19 protein-coding genes are annotated in these 16,325 nt (G+C 72.5%); 5 read left to right on the top strand and 14 right to left on the bottom strand.

Annotated features, from left to right (window positions below; translation table 11 throughout):
• Positions 1-229 precede the first annotated feature (229 nt).
• A complete protein-coding gene (locus AB0C27_RS55175) occupies positions 230-517 on the top strand; it encodes a DUF3040 domain-containing protein (RefSeq protein WP_357863155.1) in 288 nt (95 codons plus the stop codon).
• A 26-nt stretch (positions 518-543) separates the two neighbouring features.
• Here the strand turns inward: AB0C27_RS55175 and AB0C27_RS55170 are convergent, their stop codons facing one another.
• On the bottom strand, positions 544-975 hold the full coding sequence (locus AB0C27_RS55170; RefSeq protein ID WP_357863152.1) for a hemerythrin domain-containing protein: 432 nt from the start codon (positions 973-975) through the stop codon (positions 544-546).
• A 192-nt stretch (positions 976-1,167) separates the two neighbouring features.
• Here AB0C27_RS55170 and AB0C27_RS55165 point away from each other — a divergent pair, with 192 nt between their 5' ends.
• On the top strand, positions 1,168-1,542 hold the full coding sequence (locus AB0C27_RS55165) for an STAS domain-containing protein (protein ID WP_357863149.1): 375 nt from the start codon (positions 1,168-1,170) through the stop codon (positions 1,540-1,542).
• 67 nt (positions 1,543-1,609) lie between these two features.
• Positions 1,610-2,410, top strand: a complete 801-nt coding sequence (locus tag AB0C27_RS55160; RefSeq protein ID WP_357863146.1) for a hypothetical protein — start codon at positions 1,610-1,612, stop codon at positions 2,408-2,410.
• A gap of 46 nt (positions 2,411-2,456) precedes the next feature.
• Here AB0C27_RS55160 and AB0C27_RS55155 read toward each other — a convergent pair whose 3' ends face one another.
• Together AB0C27_RS55155 and AB0C27_RS55150 are read right to left on the bottom strand one after the other, a co-directional pair.
• Positions 2,457-3,116 carry a response regulator transcription factor gene (locus AB0C27_RS55155; RefSeq protein WP_357863143.1) on the bottom strand — a complete coding sequence of 220 codons (660 nt, stop codon included), beginning with the start codon at positions 3,114-3,116 and terminating at the stop codon, positions 2,457-2,459.
• Positions 3,113-4,270 (bottom strand): histidine kinase, encoded by a 1,158-nt coding sequence (locus AB0C27_RS55150; RefSeq protein WP_357863181.1) that lies wholly within the window; start codon positions 4,268-4,270, stop codon positions 3,113-3,115. Before AB0C27_RS55150 ends, AB0C27_RS55155 begins: the two co-directional genes overlap by 4 nt.
• 380 nt (positions 4,271-4,650) lie before the next feature.
• Between AB0C27_RS55150 and AB0C27_RS55145 the strand changes: the two genes are divergently transcribed.
• On the top strand, positions 4,651-5,490 hold the full coding sequence (locus AB0C27_RS55145; protein ID WP_357863140.1) for an alpha/beta hydrolase: 840 nt from the start codon (positions 4,651-4,653) through the stop codon (positions 5,488-5,490).
• Between the two features lie 112 nt (positions 5,491-5,602).
• On the opposite strand, the gene AB0C27_RS55140 is transcribed toward AB0C27_RS55145, so the two are convergent.
• Positions 5,603-6,349 (bottom strand): TetR/AcrR family transcriptional regulator, encoded by a 747-nt coding sequence (locus AB0C27_RS55140; RefSeq protein ID WP_357863138.1) that lies wholly within the window; start codon positions 6,347-6,349, stop codon positions 5,603-5,605.
• Between the two features lie 65 nt (positions 6,350-6,414).
• Between AB0C27_RS55140 and AB0C27_RS55135 the strand changes: the two genes are divergently transcribed.
• Positions 6,415-7,257 (top strand): SDR family NAD(P)-dependent oxidoreductase, encoded by an 843-nt coding sequence (locus AB0C27_RS55135; protein ID WP_357863135.1) that lies wholly within the window; start codon positions 6,415-6,417, stop codon positions 7,255-7,257.
• A gap of 77 nt (positions 7,258-7,334) precedes the next feature.
• On the opposite strand, the gene AB0C27_RS55130 is transcribed toward AB0C27_RS55135, so the two are convergent.
• The 10 genes from AB0C27_RS55130 to AB0C27_RS55085 all read right to left on the bottom strand — a co-directional run bounded on the left by AB0C27_RS55130 (position 7,335) and on the right by AB0C27_RS55085 (position 16,219).
• Positions 7,335-8,057 (bottom strand): maleylpyruvate isomerase family mycothiol-dependent enzyme, encoded by a 723-nt coding sequence (locus AB0C27_RS55130; protein WP_357863132.1) that lies wholly within the window; start codon positions 8,055-8,057, stop codon positions 7,335-7,337.
• Between the two features lie 150 nt (positions 8,058-8,207).
• Entirely contained in the window at positions 8,208-8,426 is a 219-nt protein-coding gene (locus AB0C27_RS55125; protein ID WP_357863130.1) for a hypothetical protein, read from the bottom strand.
• Positions 8,427-8,568: 142 nt separating this feature from the next.
• Positions 8,569-9,576 carry a hypothetical protein gene (locus AB0C27_RS55120; protein ID WP_357863127.1) on the bottom strand — a complete coding sequence of 336 codons (1,008 nt, stop codon included), beginning with the start codon at positions 9,574-9,576 and terminating at the stop codon, positions 8,569-8,571.
• 21 nt (positions 9,577-9,597) lie between these two features.
• The gene (locus AB0C27_RS55115) at positions 9,598-10,977 is read right to left on the bottom strand and encodes an aldehyde dehydrogenase family protein (protein ID WP_357863124.1); all 1,380 of its coding nucleotides are present in this window, start codon (positions 10,975-10,977) and stop codon (positions 9,598-9,600) included.
• Positions 10,974-11,564: a thiamine pyrophosphate-dependent enzyme gene (locus AB0C27_RS55110; RefSeq protein ID WP_357863121.1), complete on the bottom strand. Its 591-nt coding sequence runs from the start codon at positions 11,562-11,564 to the stop codon at positions 10,974-10,976. The genes AB0C27_RS55115 and AB0C27_RS55110 overlap by 4 nt, the downstream gene beginning before the upstream one ends.
• The gene (locus AB0C27_RS55105; protein WP_357863118.1) at positions 11,564-12,097 is read right to left on the bottom strand and encodes a hypothetical protein; all 534 of its coding nucleotides are present in this window, start codon (positions 12,095-12,097) and stop codon (positions 11,564-11,566) included. Before AB0C27_RS55105 ends, AB0C27_RS55110 begins: the two co-directional genes overlap by 1 nt.
• 29 nt (positions 12,098-12,126) lie before the next feature.
• On the bottom strand, positions 12,127-13,104 hold the full coding sequence (locus tag AB0C27_RS55100; RefSeq protein WP_357863115.1) for a threonine/serine dehydratase: 978 nt from the start codon (positions 13,102-13,104) through the stop codon (positions 12,127-12,129).
• A 1-nt stretch (position 13,105) separates the two neighbouring features.
• Positions 13,106-13,486, bottom strand: coding sequence for a RidA family protein (locus AB0C27_RS55095; protein ID WP_357863113.1), 381 nt, complete (start codon positions 13,484-13,486; stop codon positions 13,106-13,108).
• A 10-nt stretch (positions 13,487-13,496) separates the two neighbouring features.
• Positions 13,497-14,957, bottom strand: coding sequence for an MFS transporter (locus tag AB0C27_RS55090; RefSeq protein WP_357863178.1), 1,461 nt, complete (start codon positions 14,955-14,957; stop codon positions 13,497-13,499).
• The gene (locus AB0C27_RS55085; RefSeq protein WP_357863110.1) at positions 14,954-16,219 is read right to left on the bottom strand and encodes an amidohydrolase family protein; all 1,266 of its coding nucleotides are present in this window, start codon (positions 16,217-16,219) and stop codon (positions 14,954-14,956) included. The genes AB0C27_RS55090 and AB0C27_RS55085 overlap by 4 nt, the downstream gene beginning before the upstream one ends.
• Between the last annotated feature and the right edge of the window lie 106 nt (positions 16,220-16,325).

The following is a 16,325-nucleotide window of genomic DNA, read 5'->3' as shown; positions in this document are numbered from 1 at the left end:
TACGGTTTGGCATGTTGTGAGAAGTACGCGCCCCGGTCTGGCCGATCAGTCAGCCGTCCCCGCCGGCGCCGGAGGTTCGTCGGTTACCCGCGTACGGGACGCGTTTCCGGCCGGATCTGGAGGGCACCCACCTCGCATAGGGCGCGATCTGCTGAAGGGAGCGGCGGGCGGCCTCGCCGATCCTGCCGCCGAGCCGGTCGGACGCCCGTGACGGCGATGGAGCTGGGCGATGGAGCTGTCGGACTGGGAACGCCGCGTTCTGGGCGAGATCGAAAAGGATCTCCGCCGTGAGGACCATGCGTTCGTCCGCCGCGTCGAGTCGTTCGACGCCTCCTGCCGCAGGAAGGAGAGGCGGCGCTCCGGCCGGGGCGAGGTGTGGTGCGTCCTGCTGGTGGTCATCGTGCTGGCCACGCTGCCGATCCTGCTGGTCCTGCTGGCCGGCCACGCCGGCGCCCCCGCGGTGCCTCCCGTGCCCGCGCCCGGCCTCACCTGGGGAATCGTCGGCCCGCCGATGTGACGTCCGACGCTTTGGAACGCCGGGGTTCAGGGACGGGCCTTGGCCAGGGCGCGCAGCTCATGTTGCCGGCGTTGCCGGAACAGCTTGCCCAGGTCGCGCAGCCGCCGTTCGTCGGTCGTGCGGGCCAGCAGCGGCAGGAGCGTGCTCTCCTCCTCCTGTACGTGACGATCGACCGTGAGCGCCAGGAGGGCGTGGACGCCGGCGAACTCCGCACTGCCGGGCTCGGCCCGCCGCAGCGCGTCCAGCAGCACCTCCGCCTCCTTGTGCTGCTCCAGGCCGTGATGGGCGTCGAGCAGGGGATAGACCACGTCTTCCTCGGCGCGGGCGTGGGCGGTGATCAGGGCGTGCAGCGCGCCCACGATGGCCCGCCGGTCGCCCTTGCCGGTGTTCAGCCTGGCGAACAGCTCCTCCACCTTGCGGTGGTCGGCCAGGATGAACGTGATGACGTCGTCAGCCATGGCCGCCCGCTACCCCGTTCACCCAGCGGCAAGCGCGGCCCTCATGGCGTCGGCGGACGACGTCGCGCGGCGGCGGCAGGGCCTCACATCCGCCGTCAGGGAAAAGTGAGCAGGCGATTGAGACGATCGGCCGGGGGTACGTGAGGGGACTCAGCGCACCGAGCGGTGCGCGTGCACCAGCGAGGAACCCTCATGAGACTGGATCTCAGCGTCAGCATGTCCGCCGGCGCCCCCGTCGTCTCCATCGGTGGAGAGGTCGATCTGCTCGTCTCCGACGATCTGTACGAATTTCTCGCCACGGTGATCAGCCAGCGCGGCCCCCGGCTGAGCGTGGACCTGCGGCGGGTGACCTTCATGGACTCCAGCGGCGCCTCCGCTCTCCTGTCCGCCCGCCGGTTGGCCCGCGCGCTCGGCGGGAACCTCACCCTGATCGGCCCCAGCGCACCGGCGGCACTGGTGCTGCGGACCGTCCTCCCCGACCAGCCCCTTGGCTCGGCCGACCAGGATCTCGGACCGTCCGATCAGGCTCTCGGAGCGGAGCCTTCCGGTGCGACCGGCTCGGGGTGATTTCGGGCGCCGCCGCTGGGTAGCACCAGGGGTCGCACGCAGGTTACCGACGGTGAGGAGCGGGCCGATGAGGCAGCCGGGCACATCCCTTGCGAGGTCGGCGCTGGCCGCCACCTTCGGCACGGCGGCGCGCCTGCGGCACGGACGGCCGCTGCACCCGGCCGGGCTCGTGCTGGACGCGCATATGCGGCTGCACGGCGCCCCGCGCCCGTGGGGGACTCCGTTCCTCGACCAGGCGATGGAGCTGCGTGGGGTCGCCCGCCTGTCCCGCTCCGTCGGGGTGCCCGCGCCGCTGCCCGACATCCTCGGCATCGCGCTCCGCTGGGAGCAGCAGGACGGCACCGTCGGCGACCTGCTGCTGGCCAGCACCGGCCGTAACCGGATCGGCCGGCGGGTGCTCCGGCCCGCGGGGCGGTGGACGGGGATGTACTCCAGCCTGTTCCCGTACCAGGTGGGGGAGCGGCGGTTGTTGCTGGGCGCGTTGCTGCACACGCCCGTGTCGCTGCCCGCCACGTTCGACGCGCTCGCGCTGGCCGCCGAGTTCGGCCCGGTCGTGCTCGAACTGCTGGTCGCCGCGCCCACGGGGCCGTGGCGGCTGTTCGGCCAGGTGCACCTTTCCGCGCCGGCGCGGCCTGACGCGGAGCGCCCGATGCGGTTCGACCCGATCAGGCATCCCATCCAGGGGCTGCGGCCGGCGGGCTGGCTGAACGAGATCCGCGGCGCCGCCTACACGGCCGCCCAGCGCGTGCCCGATGTGCCGGAGAAGACCGTACTCCACGCGGGCGCGGCGCCCCACGAGCCCGTCGCGGTCACCGGCTCAGCTCACCGTGCCGAGCCGGTGACCGCGTCGAGCCGACGGCCCAGGTGATCGCGGGGGACCAGGCGGCTCACGTGATCGTGCGGAGCCAGGCGGTTCAGGTGACCAGGCCGTTGCGGTAGGCGTACACCACCGCCTGTACGCGGTCGCGCAGGTCGAGCTTGGTCAGGATGCGCGACACGTACGTCTTGACCGTCTCCTGGCTGATCACCAGCGTCGCGGCGATCTCGCTGTTGGACTGGCCGTCGGCGATGAGCCGGAGCACCTCCAGCTCGCGCGGCGTGAGCGCCACGTTGTCCGGTGTGTCCTCCGTGGGACGGATCCGTGAGGCGTACCTGCCGACGAGCTTTCTGGTCACCTCGGGCGCCAGCAGCGCGGCGCCCGTCGCGACGGTGCGGATGCCGTGCAGCAACTGCGCCGGCGGGGCGTCCTTGAGCAGGAAGCCGCTGGCGCCCGCGCGCAGCGCCTCGTAGACGTACTCGTCCAGGTTGAACGTCGTCACCACGAGCACCTTGACGGGGTCGGCCACCCCGGCGCCGGCCAGCAGGCGGGTCGCCTCGATGCCGTCGAGCACCGGCATGCGCACGTCCATGACCACCATGTCGGGCTTGAGACGCCGGGCGAGCTCGACCGCGGCGCGCCCGTCGCCGCACTCGCCGACCACCTCAAGGTCGGGCTGCGCGTCGATGATCGTCGCCAGCCCGGTGCGGATCAGCGTCTGGTCGTCGCAGATCAGGACCCTGATGGGCGCGGTCACGACCGGCTCCCCACCGGGACGTGGGCCCGTACCAGGAAGCCGCCGCCCGCCTGCTCGTTCGCGCTGAACTCGCCGCCCAGGGCGTCGACCCGGTCGCGCAGCCCGGCCAGACCGCGCCCGCTCCCGCCCGGCGAGCCGGCTCGCGAGCCGGAACCATCGGTGCTGACCTCCACGCTGATCTCCTTCTCGCCGTAGCGCACGCGGACCACAGTAGGGGCGCCAAGGGCGTATTTGAGGGCATTCGTCAGAGACTCCTGGACGACCCGGTAGGTGACGAACTCCGCGCTGCCGGCCGGATCGGCGGCCTCGCCCTCCTCGGTGAACTCGACCGGCTGCCCGGCCTGGCGGGTCTGCTCCACGAGGGCGTGCAGGTCGCCGGCCGTCGAGGACTCCCTGGGTTCGGTGTGGTGGCCGGGGTCGAGCAGGTCGAGCATGTGGCGCAGGTCGGTGATGGCCCGCCGGCCGGTGTCGGTGACGGCGCTGAGGGTCGCGTCGAGGCGGTCGGGCGCGGCGGTCAGGTAGCGGGCGGCCTCGGTCTGCACGACCATCGCGGTCACGTGGTGGGTCACGACGTCGTGCAGTTCGCGGGCGATGCGGGTGCGTTCGGCGGTACGGGTGGCCTCGGCGACGTGGCGGCGGCGTTCGGCCTCGGCGGCCCTGGTGCTGCGCAGCCAGGAGCCGACGCCCCACGCGAGCACCAGCAGGAAGTAGAAGATCACGTACCCTTCCAGCCGCTCCGTCGAGCCGAGCTGGTTGAGCGCGATCGCCAGCGGCACGTAGGCCACCGAGAGCAGGACGGCGGCGACGCGCCGGCCACGTTCGAGATGGGCGCCCGCGCTGATGAGCGCGATCGGCAGCGCGATGCTGGTGAACGTGTGGTAGGCGCGGATCTCGTCAATGGCGAAGCCGACCGTCACCAGGACGAGGCACACGGCCGGCCACCGCCGCCGCACCGCGAGCGGGAGGCACTGCAGGGCGATCACCACGTACGCCAGCGCGTCGATTGGACGGACCGGCAGGTCACCGACCTGCGTCCCCTTGCCGTGCAGCACGGGAACCAGCGCGGCGGCGCCGAGCAGCAGCGCGAAGGAAAGGTCGCGGAGCACGACGTCAGACCGCTGCCACAGGTCGGCTAGCCGCCGGAATACGATCACCGCACGAGCGTAGCGGCCGGGCAGGACCGGCGACCACCGCGGCGAGGGACCGAGCTCACGACCCTGCCACCGGTGCGGAGTGGCCGCCGCGGCGGCCACGAGTTGCTGCAACAGCCGCATGACGACTCCCTTGTGCTGATCCCTCGCCCCGGCCGCGGCATGAGCGCCGCGGTCTCGTCGAGAACGGTAGGAAATCGCCGCTCGCGAATCGTCACCGCGCGGTGGACATTCCGCGGTAGCTCGCACGGGGGATGGCTCCGCCGACTTAGGGGCCGACTTAGGGGCCGAGTCAGGGGCCGAGTTAGAGGCGCGGCTTCCTGGAAAGGAGAAGTCCCTGGTCAGCGCGCGACAGGGGGACGAGCGCCGATGGGGGAGACGAGATGAGCCGTACAACTGCAGGGAAGACGGTGGCGATCATGGCCACGCTGACCGTGGCGGTCGCGACACATCCGGCCGCGGCGCACGCGCGCAGCCCACTACCCTGTCCGCCGGGCTCCACCAAGCCGACGGTGGTCCTGGTGCACGGCGCGTGGGCGGACACGTCGAGCTGGGGCGGAGAGGTGGACGCCCTGCGCAAGGCCGGCTACACCGCGCGCGCCATCGGAAACCCGCTGCGCAACCTCGACGACGACGCCGCCACCGTCGCGGCCTTCCTGAAGACCGTCTCAGGGCCGGTCGTCCTCGTGGGGCACTCCTACGGCGGCTCCGTCATCACGAACGCCGCCGCGAACGCCACCAACGTCAAGGCCTTGGTGTACGTGGACGCGGCCGTACCGGACAAGGGCGAAACCACCGCGCAGCTCAGCGGGTCGGGCTCCGCGCTCGGCGCCGCCCCCGACACCCTGTACGACAAGGTGTCCTACGCGAACGCGCCCGTGGGAGCCAGCGACCTGTACCTCAAGCGGGAGCCCTTCCTCCGCTCGTTCGCCTCGGACCTGCCCAGGGACACCGCCGAGCGCCTGTGGGCCACGCAGCGGGCCGCCTCGACGAACGCGTTCCATACGCCGTTGCGGGCGGCGGCGTGGAAGAAGATCCCGTCCTGGTACTTCGCCAGCACCGGCGACCGGATCATCACGATCGAGTCGCAGCTGTCGATGGCGAAGCGGGCCGGCTCGAAGGTGACCAAGTTCGCCGGGGGGTCGCATCTCACGCTGGTCTCACATCCGGAGGCGGTCGCGTCCGTGATCGGCTCGGCGGTCTGCTCGGTGAAAGGGGAGTAGCCGGTGAGGGCGGCGTAACCGCGAGCCGGCCGCCGTGCGCCCGCCGCCGTCAGCGTCGGAGTGCCGTCAGCGTCGGAGTGCCGTCAGCGCCGGCCGCCGTCAGTGTCTGTTGCTATGCGCCTGCCCGGACTGCCGTTGGCGTCGGGCCGCCTCCGGCCAGCCGGTCCAGCAGTTCGCGCAGCAGGGCGTGCTCGCCGGCGGACAGCCCGGACGGGTCCTCGTCCACGAGGGCGAGCAGGGTCAGCGCCGCGCCGGCCCGCGTCGCGGGGACCGCCGCCCCGCCATGGGCGGGCCGTCCGGCGGCGGGCTGGAGTACGGCGGCCAGCGCCGCCTCGCGGACGCGGTCGGACAGCCCCATGTCACGCTCGCCCACGGGCTGGGTGATCAGGCTCAGGGTGACGCCGACGTTCGAGGCCAGAATCTGCTCGGCCGCGTCGCCGACGGGGACCGTGAGCAGTCCTTGACGGGCGGCCACGGTCAGCAGGTCGCGCAGCATGGCGTGCGCGGGCGCGGTGACGGCGCAGGGCTTGCCGGGCTCGGCGCGCCCGTAGAGCAGCGCGTAGAAGGCGGGGTGTTCCAGCCCGAACGCGACATGCCGGTCCCAGCCGTGACGGAGGTCGTCCAGCGGGTCGCCCGTGGGGTCGGCCGGCTGGACGTACTGGGTGAAACCGTGGTTGATCACCGCGTCGATCAGGCCCTGCTTGCTGCCGAAGTGGTGGTACAGGGTGGGCGCCTGAACGCCGGCGCGCTCGCACACGGCGCGCGTCGACAGCGTGCCGTCGCCGGAGCCTTCGAGCAGTTCGGCGGCGGCAAGCAGCAGCCGGTCGCGGGCCTCGCCGCTCTGACCTCGGGTTCTCATGTCGCTATAGTATCTCGTATATCGCTACATTGATCTGTGTAGCGAATTTAGCAAGGGGGAGACTCATGAAGACCTGGTTCATCACCGGCGGCACGCCCGGCGGTTTCGGCATGGCCTACGCCGACGCGGCGCTGGAAGGCGGGGATCGCGTCGTGCTGACCACGCGCCGCCCGGAGGAACTGCGCGGATGGGCGGCTCCGTACGGCGACAGGGTGTTCGTCCTGCCGCTCGACGTCACCGACACCAAGCAGGTCGAGGCCGCCGTGGCCGAGGTCGAGAGCCGGTACGGAGCCATCGATGTGCTGGTCAACAACGCCGGTCGCGGCTGGTTCGGCTCCGTCGAGGGCATGGACGAAACCGCGCTGCGTTACGAGATCGAGCTGAACTTCTTCTCCGTGCTCGCCGTGACCAGGGCTGTGCTGCCCGGCATGCGCCGGCGGCGGAGCGGCTGGATCGTCAACATGTCCTCGGTCGCCGGCCTGGTCGGGATCCAGGGCTTCGGCTTCTACAGCGCGGCCAAGTTCGCCCTCGAAGGGATGACCGAGGTGCTGCGCCAGGAGGTGGCGCCGTTCGGGATCAAGGTGCTCGCCGTGGAGCCGGCGGCCTTCCGCACCCGGGCGTACGCCGGCTTCGCCGCCGAGTCGGTCGACGACGACCTGCCGGAGTACCGGCCGATGCTGGCTGAGGTGCGGGCCGCCATGGTCGCGCAGGACGGCCGGCAGCCCGGCGATCCCGTAGGTGGCGTCCGGGCGGTGCTGGCCGCGATGAACCAGGACGACCCGCCGCGGCGGCTCGTGCTCGGGAGCGAGGGGTACGACACCGTGGTCGGGCAACTGGAGGCGATGCTCAGCGAGCTGCGCGGGCAGGAGGCGGTCGCGCGGGGCGCGGACTTCCCGCCCGGTCAGTGAAGGAGAACGTCAGAGAGAGGAGCGCCTGGAAGGGGCCGTCCTGTTAGGACCTCATCCCCCTTTCGGCCTGCGCCGCCTCAGAGCCACCCAGGAAGCTGGGGCGCCGGCCCGCCGCCCGGCCCGGTGACACCGTGCGCCGGGCGGCCGGAGAGATAGGCGGCCAGGCCGGCGAGGGTGCCGGTGACCTCAATGGGGGCGTCCGAGTTCGCGATCGTCCACGTTCCGATGTGATCGGTGGCCGTGAGGGTCAGTGCCGGGCCGCCGAGGCCGGAACGGCTGCCGGAGATGTCGTCGATCAGCGCGATGAGGAACCCGGCCGGGAGATCGTCGAACGTCACCCCGGCGTCAAGGTCCACGGCGTGCACCATGAACTCGCGTGCGCGCATCCAGGGGACCTCGCTCGCGGGGATGGCCTGGCCCCGGGAGGTGCGGACCTCACGGCTCCACTGCCGCTCGTCCAGCTCGGCCAGCCGCGCCTCAAGGGTGCCCGACGCCCGGACGGCCCAGGCCCGCAGCTCGGCCGCCGGCAACTTCGCGCCCGCGTCGATGTCGGCGTCGCGCTGCTCGCGGGAGGCGTACATCGGCCGCTCCTCACCCGTACGCGCCCAGTACGCCAGGTTGAGCAGCGCGTCGGCGTTGGCGGCCACGTGGGCCAGCAGGTGCTTGCCGCTCCAGCCGTCCAGCGCCGACGGCCCGTCCAGCCGCTCGTCCGGCATCGCGGCCAGGGCGTCGAAGAAGATCCTTGTGCCCTCGGCCAGCCAGCGCATGCTGTCGGCGAGGGTGCGCTTCGTACCCGTCACAGGATCACTTCCGAACGGCCGGTCTCGGCGTGGATCGACACATCGCCTCCAATGGTGGGGTCGAGGCATCGTATCGCCGCCTGATCGGGCGCCGGCGCGGCGGCCCGGCGGCCCGGCGGTTCGTGCCGGCCGATGACGTACTGGTACTCCTTACTGCCGGTCCATGACGATGACCGGAGCCAGCAGACAACGTACGCCGGACCACAGGTCGTGCGTTGCGACGACGCCGGCGCAGACGTTGGCGTGTGAGCGTGCGGCCGCGGTGGCTTGGCCGGAGGCGACGGTGACGGCCAGGAACAGCGCCGCGGCGAGGAGCAGGCCCGCTACCAGCGCGGTGGCGCGGATGAGGCCGTGGGCGGATGGCGGCATGGGCGCTCCTTCGGCGTGAGCGATCGTGCTCCGTGGGCGATCGTTTTCATGCGTGTGCGGTGGGCGGCATCACGACTGTCGGTGAGGGGTGGGGGTGCGTCAAGGGAGGGCGGCTCAGCTGTGCTGGTAGAAGCCGGGCGGGTCAGAAGAAGCCGAGGCGCGGAGCCGTGACGTCGATGGTGTCCTTGACCAGCGCCAGCGCCGCCCCCAGCGGGCTCGACCGTCCGCCGCTCACGACCACGTCCCCGGCCTCCTGGCAGCCGAACACGACCGCCTTCTCCGGCCCGGAGAGCGCATACAGGGGGTCACCCGGCTCCGTCTCCTCCAGCCGTACCTCGACAAGCAGCGGCTGGTCGGCGCGGGCGCTCGCCACGGCGCGCAGCCGGCGGCCCCTGGAGAGCGCGGCCGGCGCGGTGACCGCGCAGGACTGGTCCACCGGCTGCGCCTCCACCCGTACCGACGCCGGGTCCCAGCCCCAGGCCAGCGCCGCCAGCAGCCGTACCTTCGTGGCGGAGTCGGCGCCGGACAGGTCGGCGGTGGGGTCCGCCTCCGCGATGCCGCGCCGTTGCGCCTCGCGGATCGCGTCCGGCAGCGGGTCGCCCGCGGCGAGGCGGTCGAGGACGTACGTGACGGTGCCGTTCGGGCAGGCCCTGATCGTCGCGCAGCCCAGGCCGCGCAGCGCCGTCCTGGCCAGGTCACCGGCAGGCAGGGCGGCTCCGGTCGCGCCGGAGATCCTGATCATGGCGTCGTGCGCGCGGGCCGCCTCGCCGAGCTCCCGCCAGTGGGTGAGCAGGTGGCTCTTCGTGGCCGTGACCACGTGCACACCACGGCGCAGCGCGAGCAGGGCCTCGTCGGCGGCCTGCCGCCGCACTTCGGGCGAGGACGGCACGGCTTGGACGAGCACGCGGGCCCCCGTCCGGTCGAGCGTCTCCTCCAGCGGGCCGAGCGGGCTCCACTCCGCGCGCGGCGGCACCGGCTCGCCCGGCTGGAGCAGGCACTGCGCCGTGCTCGCGCGGACGGCGCGGACGACCGGCCGCACGCCGTGCCGCAGGGCGAGGTCGTCGGCGTGCTCCGCCAGGTGCCCGGCGAAGGCCCGGCCGACGGGACCGAAGCCCGAGAGCACCACCTCGGCCTGACTCACTTCACTCATGATTCCCCCAGAAGTCACGTGTCACCTCGTCCAGGCCGTACGGACGCGCAGGGCCTGCACGTTGGCCAGCTCGTGGACCCCCCACCGGCCGAGCTCGCGCCCGTACCCGCTGGCCTTGACGCCGCCGGTGGGCAGGCGCGGATCGGTCGCCGAGATCGTGTTCACGAAGACGGCACCGGCCTGGATCCCGGCGCCCACGGCCGCGGCGTGATCCTCGTCGGAGCTCCACACGCTGCTGCTCAAGCCGTAGCGGGAGGCGTTCGCGAGGGCGATCAGCTCGTCGTCGTCCGCGCCGGTCGTGAGCGCCCCGAGCGGACCGAACGTCTCCTCCGACAGCAGCACCGAGGGCCCGTCCACCTCGACCACCGACGGCGCGAGCCACGCGCCCCGGCCGGATTCGGGCGCGTCGGCCCGCGCGATCAGCCGGCCGCCCGCCGCCAGGGCCTGGGCCTGCTGCTCGCGCAGCGTGTCGCGCAGGTCGTGCCGGGCGAGCGGCCCGACGTCGGTCTTCTCGTCCGCCGGGTCGCCGACCCGCAGCTCGCGGACGTGCGGGATCAGCGCGTCCACGAACGCGTCCCGAACGTCGCGGTGCACGAGGATCCGCTTGGCGGCGATGCAGCTCTGCCCGTTGTTCAGGAACCGGGACCGCGCCGCGGCGGCGGCAGCGGCGGGCACGTCGGCGTCGGCCAGGACCACGAACGGGTCGGACCCGCCCAGCTCCAGCACGCACTTCTTGAGCGCGGCGCCGGCCCGCGCGGCGACGAGCGCGCCCACGCGGTCGCTGCCGGTGAAGGTGACGGCGGCGACCCGGGGGTCCCCGATGATGTCCGAGGCGGTCGGCGCGTCCACGACGACGGTCCGCAGGACGTTCGCGCCGAACGCCGCGCGGAACACCTGCTCGATCGCCAGGGCGTTCCCGGTGACGGACTCGGCGTGCTTGAGCACGACGGTGTCACCGGTCGCGACGGCGGGCAGCATGGCCCGGATGACCTGCCACCACGGGTAGTTCCACGGCAGGATGGCGAAGACCACCCCGATCGGTACGATCCGCACGATCCCGGTGTCGCCGTCGAGGTCGAACGTCTCCGGCCGCAGCATCGAGGGCAGCTCGCGGGCGTAGTAGCGGCAGGCCGCGACGCACTTGTCGATCTCGGCCCGCGCCTGCGCGATCGGCTTGCCCATCTCCTGGGTGATCAGCGCGGCGAACGGCTTGCGCCCCTCCGCCAGCAGGTCGCCGAGCCGGCCGATCGCCGCGACGCGCTCCTCCGGGCGCGACCGCGCCCAGGGCGAGCGCGCGGCGGCGTCGAGCACCCGGTCCACGCCTTCGGGAGTCGTGTACGGGTAGAAGCCCAGCTCGTCCCCCGAAGCAGGATTTATCGTGACAATGCCTGCCTCGGTCACGTGTCGGCCCCAGAGACGGCGTGGACCTCGCGCAACCAGCGGGTGAACCGGCCGGTGATCGTGACCGGGTCGATCAGCAGCTTCGCGATCCCCTGGGCGTTGCCCTCCTCGATGCGGGCGTACAGGAAGGCCGGCCCGTCCACGGCGAGCAGCTCACCGAACGCGGCCCGCAGCCCGTCGGCGGTGCCGGCCCTGCGCGTGGTCCAGCCGGCGGCGGCGGCCAGCCGTTCGAGGTCGATCCTGGAGGAGTAGGTCGGCAGCGCTCCCGTCGATCCGTACACGCCGTTGTCGAGCAGCACGAGGAGCAGGTTCGGCGGCGCGAGGTAACCGCCCGTGGGGAGCACGTTCGGGTTCATGAGCAGCGAGCCGTCGCCCTCGATGCCGACGACCTTCGGCGCGGACGGGTCCACACTGAGCGCCAGCCCGGTCGCCACCGAGCCCACCAGGCCCATCGCGTCGAGCAGGTAGAGGTGGTTGTCGCGGTCTTGCACGGAGGCCAGCTCGCGGCTGGTCGCCGCGCAGGTGACGACGACGGGGTGGCGGTCCGTCAGGCCGGCGAGCACGCCGAGCGCTTCGATCCGCTTCATCAGGCGACCTTTCCGTCGGTGTTCCAGAAGGACCCGAGGACGACCACGGGCCGGTACGTCATGACCGCGTGCACCCCGGCCTCCCGTACGGTGTCGTGCCAGTCCTCGGGCCCGCTCCTGCGGTCCAGCTCGATGACGGGCAGCCCGACGGCGCGCAGCACGGCCGGCATGGGCCGGCTGATGGAGTGGATCATCGAGTTGTACTCGCCGAGACTGCCGCGCGTGTTGGCGAAGATCAGCAACGGCAGATGGTACGACAGCGTGAACGTGGTGAGCGCCGTGAGCGCGTTGCCGAAGCCGTTGTCCTGCATCACCACGGCGCCGAGCCGGCCGGTGAAGGCCACCGCGCCCATCACGCCGATCGCCTCCTCCTCCCGCGACAGCGGGGTGACGCGCGGCGAGGTGCCGTCCGCGCCGCCGTCGGACGCGATCAACGAGGTGACGATCGGCGCCACGGTCACGGACGGGATGTACCCGACCCGCGCGGTGCCGGCCGCCCAGATGCCGTCGGCGACGGCCTCCGCATAGGTCATGTGCGGTGACTCCTTTCCAGAACGTTCTGTCAGACGGGGAAGGCGAGGGCGCGGAAGAGCACGGCGGGGTCGATGTTGCCGCCGGAGAGCACGGCCACCGCCCGGCCGTACCTGGCGGGGTCGGCCAGGTGGGCGGCGACGCCGAGGGCGCCGCTGGGCTCCACGACGAGACGGGAGCGCCGGGTCAGGGCCGCCACCGCGGCGAGGATCTCGTCCTCGCGCACGGTGACGATGTCGTCGACCGTCGCCCGCATGATCGGGAAGTTGAGCTCGCCCACGACCGTGGTCCGCGTCCCGTCGGCGATCGTGCGGGCGGTCGAGCGGGCCTCCCACTCGACCCGGTGCCCCCGGGCGAGCGAGGCGCGGGCGTCGGCGGCCAGCTCGGGTTCCACACCGATCACCCGGGTGCGCGGGGACAGCGCCGCGACGGCGATCCCCACTCCCGAGATCAGCCCGCCGCCGCCGACCGGGACGAGCAGGGTGTCGATGTCGTCCAGGTCTTCGAGCACTTCGAGGGCGAGCGTGCCCTGGCCGGCGATGACGTCGGCGTGGTCGTAGGGCGGGATCAGGGTCATGCCGCGCTCGGCCCGTACGGTGTCGGCGACGCGTTCACGCCGGGCGGCCGGGGCCATGACGACCTCGGCGCCCAGCTCCCTGGTCGCCTCCACCTTGACCGCCGTCGCCCCGTCCGGCATGACGATCACCGCGGGGATGCCCGCCGCGCGGGCGGCCCAGGCGACGGCCTGGCCGTGGTTGCCGCTCGAATGCGTGACGACGCCACGGGCGCGGACGCCGGGACGCAGCCGCCCGATCGCGTTCACCGCCCCGCGCAGCTTGAACGCCCCGACCGGCTGGAGACTCTCGGCCTTCAGCCAGAGCTCTCCCGGCGCCCACGAAGCGGGCAGCAGCGGCGTCCGTACGACGTCGCCGGCGATCCTGGCGCGGGCCGCGACGATGTCGCCGGCCGTCACCGCGAGGCCGGGCGCGCCAGGGGACACGGTCCGCATGTCAGTCACCTTCCCGCACCGCAATGGCGTCCAGCTCGACCCGGGCGCGGTAGGGCAGCTCGGCCACAGCGATGCAAGTGCGGGCCGGCCGGGGCTCGGGCAGCGTCTCCTGGTAGACCGCGTCCATGGCGTTGCGGTCGTCCATCGTGGTCAGATAGACGGTGATCTTCACGACGTGGCGGAACTCCAGCCCCGCCGAGGCCAGCTTGGCCCGCAGGTTCGCCAGCGCCTGCCGCGTCTCGGCCGCGACGCCTCCCACCACCACCCGGCCGTCGGCGACGCCGAGCTGACCGGAGAGGAAGACGAGCCCGGTCCCGGTCTCGCGTACGGGACTGTACGGATGCCGCGCCTGCGCGGGGCTCGCCGGTGCGTGGTCGGACATGACATTCCTCTCAGACCTGGCTCACGGGGACGTCCGTGACGACGTGGCCGCGCATCCGGCGCAGCAGGAACGTCACGGGCACGGCGGCGAGCACGAACGCGCAGCCCGCGACCGCGATGTAGGAGTGCACGCCGAGTGAGGAGTTGACCGTCTCGCCGGCCACGACGACGTCCGTCGCCCCGAGGATCGCCGATCCGACGAAGCTCATGGTCACCGAGCCGATCGCGACCATGACCATCACCATGCTGGAGACGGTGCCCTGCCGCTCGGGCGGGGCCAGGATGGAGGCCAGGTTGAACCCCGAGGTGACCAGCGAGCCCGCCGTGAGGCTCAGCATGAACGAGCAGATCACGGCGATCGGCAGGTTCGCCGCGCCGACGGTGAACATCGCGACGGAGGCGATCGTCCCGAGGGTCAGACCGGCGGCGAGGGGCCAGGCCGGTCCCACACGGGTGGCGATCGCGCCCGCCAGGATGCCGCCGAGCATGATCCCGATCGACGGGATGCCGAACATCAGGCCGAGCGCCGCCGGCCCCGCGATCCCGTAGCCGAGGCCCTCGTCGGGTGAGACGTCGATCAGCAGGCTGAACAGCGCGAGCAGGCTCCGGTACGCGCCCGTCCCCATGACCACCACGAGCAGGCCGAGCCCGAGCACCGCGGAGAGGCCGCGGATGTCGATCACCGGCTCGGGGACGCGGCTCAGCACGAAGTACCAGACGAGCAGCGCCACCACGCCCAGCACGAGCGCGGCGATCGGGGCGAGCCCCAGCCAGCCGAACTCCTGCCCGAGGCTGATGTAGACGAGCACGCCCGCCAGCCCGCCGCCGAGGACGAGCGCGCCAGCGACGTCCACCTTTCCCGGCGTCGTGATCCGCGAGTTCGGGATCACCAGGCGCACGAACAGCGCGGCCACGGCCGCGAACACCGCCGAGACGACGAACACGAACTGCCAGCCGAAGACCTCCGTCGCGACCTCCAGCACGAACGGCTGCACGATCCCGAACGCGGCCGAGCCCGAGGTGACGACGCCGGTCACGATCATGGCGAACTTGGGCGCGCAGACGTCCCTGATGATCGCGACGGTGAGGAACAGAGCGGCGACGGCGGCGCCCTGGAGGGCCCGGCCGAGGACGAAGACCCCGATGTTCGGCGCCATCAGGCACACGAGCCCGCCGAGCCCCGCGACGACCAGCGTGATCACGAGGACCTTGCGCTTGCCGTGGATGTCGGCGGTCTTGCCGAGCAGCGGCGCCCACATGGCGCCCGCCAGCATCGCGCTGGAGTCGAGCCAGGCGAACTGCGTGGTGTCGAAGGCGTCGCGCAACTGCGGCAGGACGAAGGTGGGGGAGGCGAGCACGGTGTCGACCATGACGTTCACCAGGACGAGGACCGCGACGTAGCCGATGACCCGGCCGGTCCAGCCGGTGTGCAGATCGGCCGGCGGCCTTACCGCTGTGGTGTCGGAGCTCATGTCTGGCACGAGCCGCTCCTTTCTGGCAGCGTGAGTTTACGGACGACGCCCTGCTGGGCGACCAGGACGACGTGCTCGGGCGCCGACAGCAGGCCGATGTCGCGCAGCGGATCCCCTGCGCACAGGACGAGGTCGGCGGCGTAACCGGCGCGCAGCGTCCCGAGCGTGTCCTCGACGCCGAGCAGCCGGGCGCTGTTCGAGGTCGCGGCCCTGATCGCGGCCATCGGCGACATCCCCAGCTCGACCAGGCACGACAGCTCGAAGAGGTTGCCGCCGTGCGGCGAGATCCCTGAGTCCGTGCCGGCCGCGATGTCGACCCCGCGCGCGATGGCCGCGGCGATGTTCTCCTTGGTCCGCTCGTTCCAGCGCAGCTTCTTCTGGTAGCGCCACGGCGTGGTCTTGCGCGGGTCCAGCGGCTGGAAGACGGTCGACAGCGTCGGCACGAGGAAGGCTCCCCGCTCGCCGAGCAGGTCGCAGCCCTCGTCGTCGATGCCGAAGCCGTGCTCGACCGAGCGGACACCGCCGCGGATCGCGGCGAGGATGCCGGCCCGCCCCTGCGCGTGCGCGGCGACCGGGCGGTCGCGGCGGCGGCGCGCCTCGTCCACGACCGCGGCGATCTCCTCGTCGAGCAGGTCCTGGTCGTCAGGGTCGTCGTGCGCGCTGCTGATGCCGCCGCTGGTGCAGATCTTGATCAGGTCGGCGCCGGCCCGCAGCATCCGCCGCGCGGCCTTGCGCACGCCGGGCACGTCGTCGGCGATCTCGCAGTAGTCGAGGTCGAGGTTCCTGCCGCCGGGCAGGGTGCCGTCGGCGTGGCCGCCGGTGTGGCTGATCACGCCGACCGAGGTCTGCAGGCGGGGGCCGGGGACGAGCCCCGCCGCGACGGCGTCGCGGAACCCGGCGGGCAGCCCGCCCAGGTCGCGGGCCGAGGTGACGCCGGCGTCGAGCGTGCGCTTCATGCGTTCGGTCGTCTGGAGGACGCCCAGGACGGGGTCCGTCAGGAGTGCGGCCTCCACGAGCGACCGGTCGGACGGGACGCCCAGGTGGGTGTGGCAGTCGAACAGCCCGGGAAGGAGCGTTCCCCCCTGGCCGTCGATCGTCCTGACGCCCGCGCGGGGCTCGGGCGCCCCTGCCGCCGGGCCGGCGTAGGTGATCCGGCCGTCGTCGCCCGACTCCAGTACGGCGTCGTCCACGGCTCGCTCGCCGGCCCCGTCGATGAGCCGTACGTTGTGCACCCGCAACGCGGCTCCGTCGTTCGATCCCACTCGTCGCCCTGTCCTCGTTCGCCGGCTGTTGACGAGCGACACGCTAAGGTGATCGCATGCTTCGGCCACCGAATCGCTGGAAATCTGCTCTCTGGGGCTGATTCGT

The organism is Nonomuraea sp. NPDC048882 (assembly GCF_040649755.1).
In the GTDB taxonomy this organism is placed as follows: Bacteria; Actinomycetota; Actinomycetes; order Streptosporangiales; family Streptosporangiaceae; genus Nonomuraea; species Nonomuraea maheshkhaliensis.
Note: the sequence above shows the minus strand (reverse complement) of the source record. Positions and strands in the feature narration are given on the sequence as shown.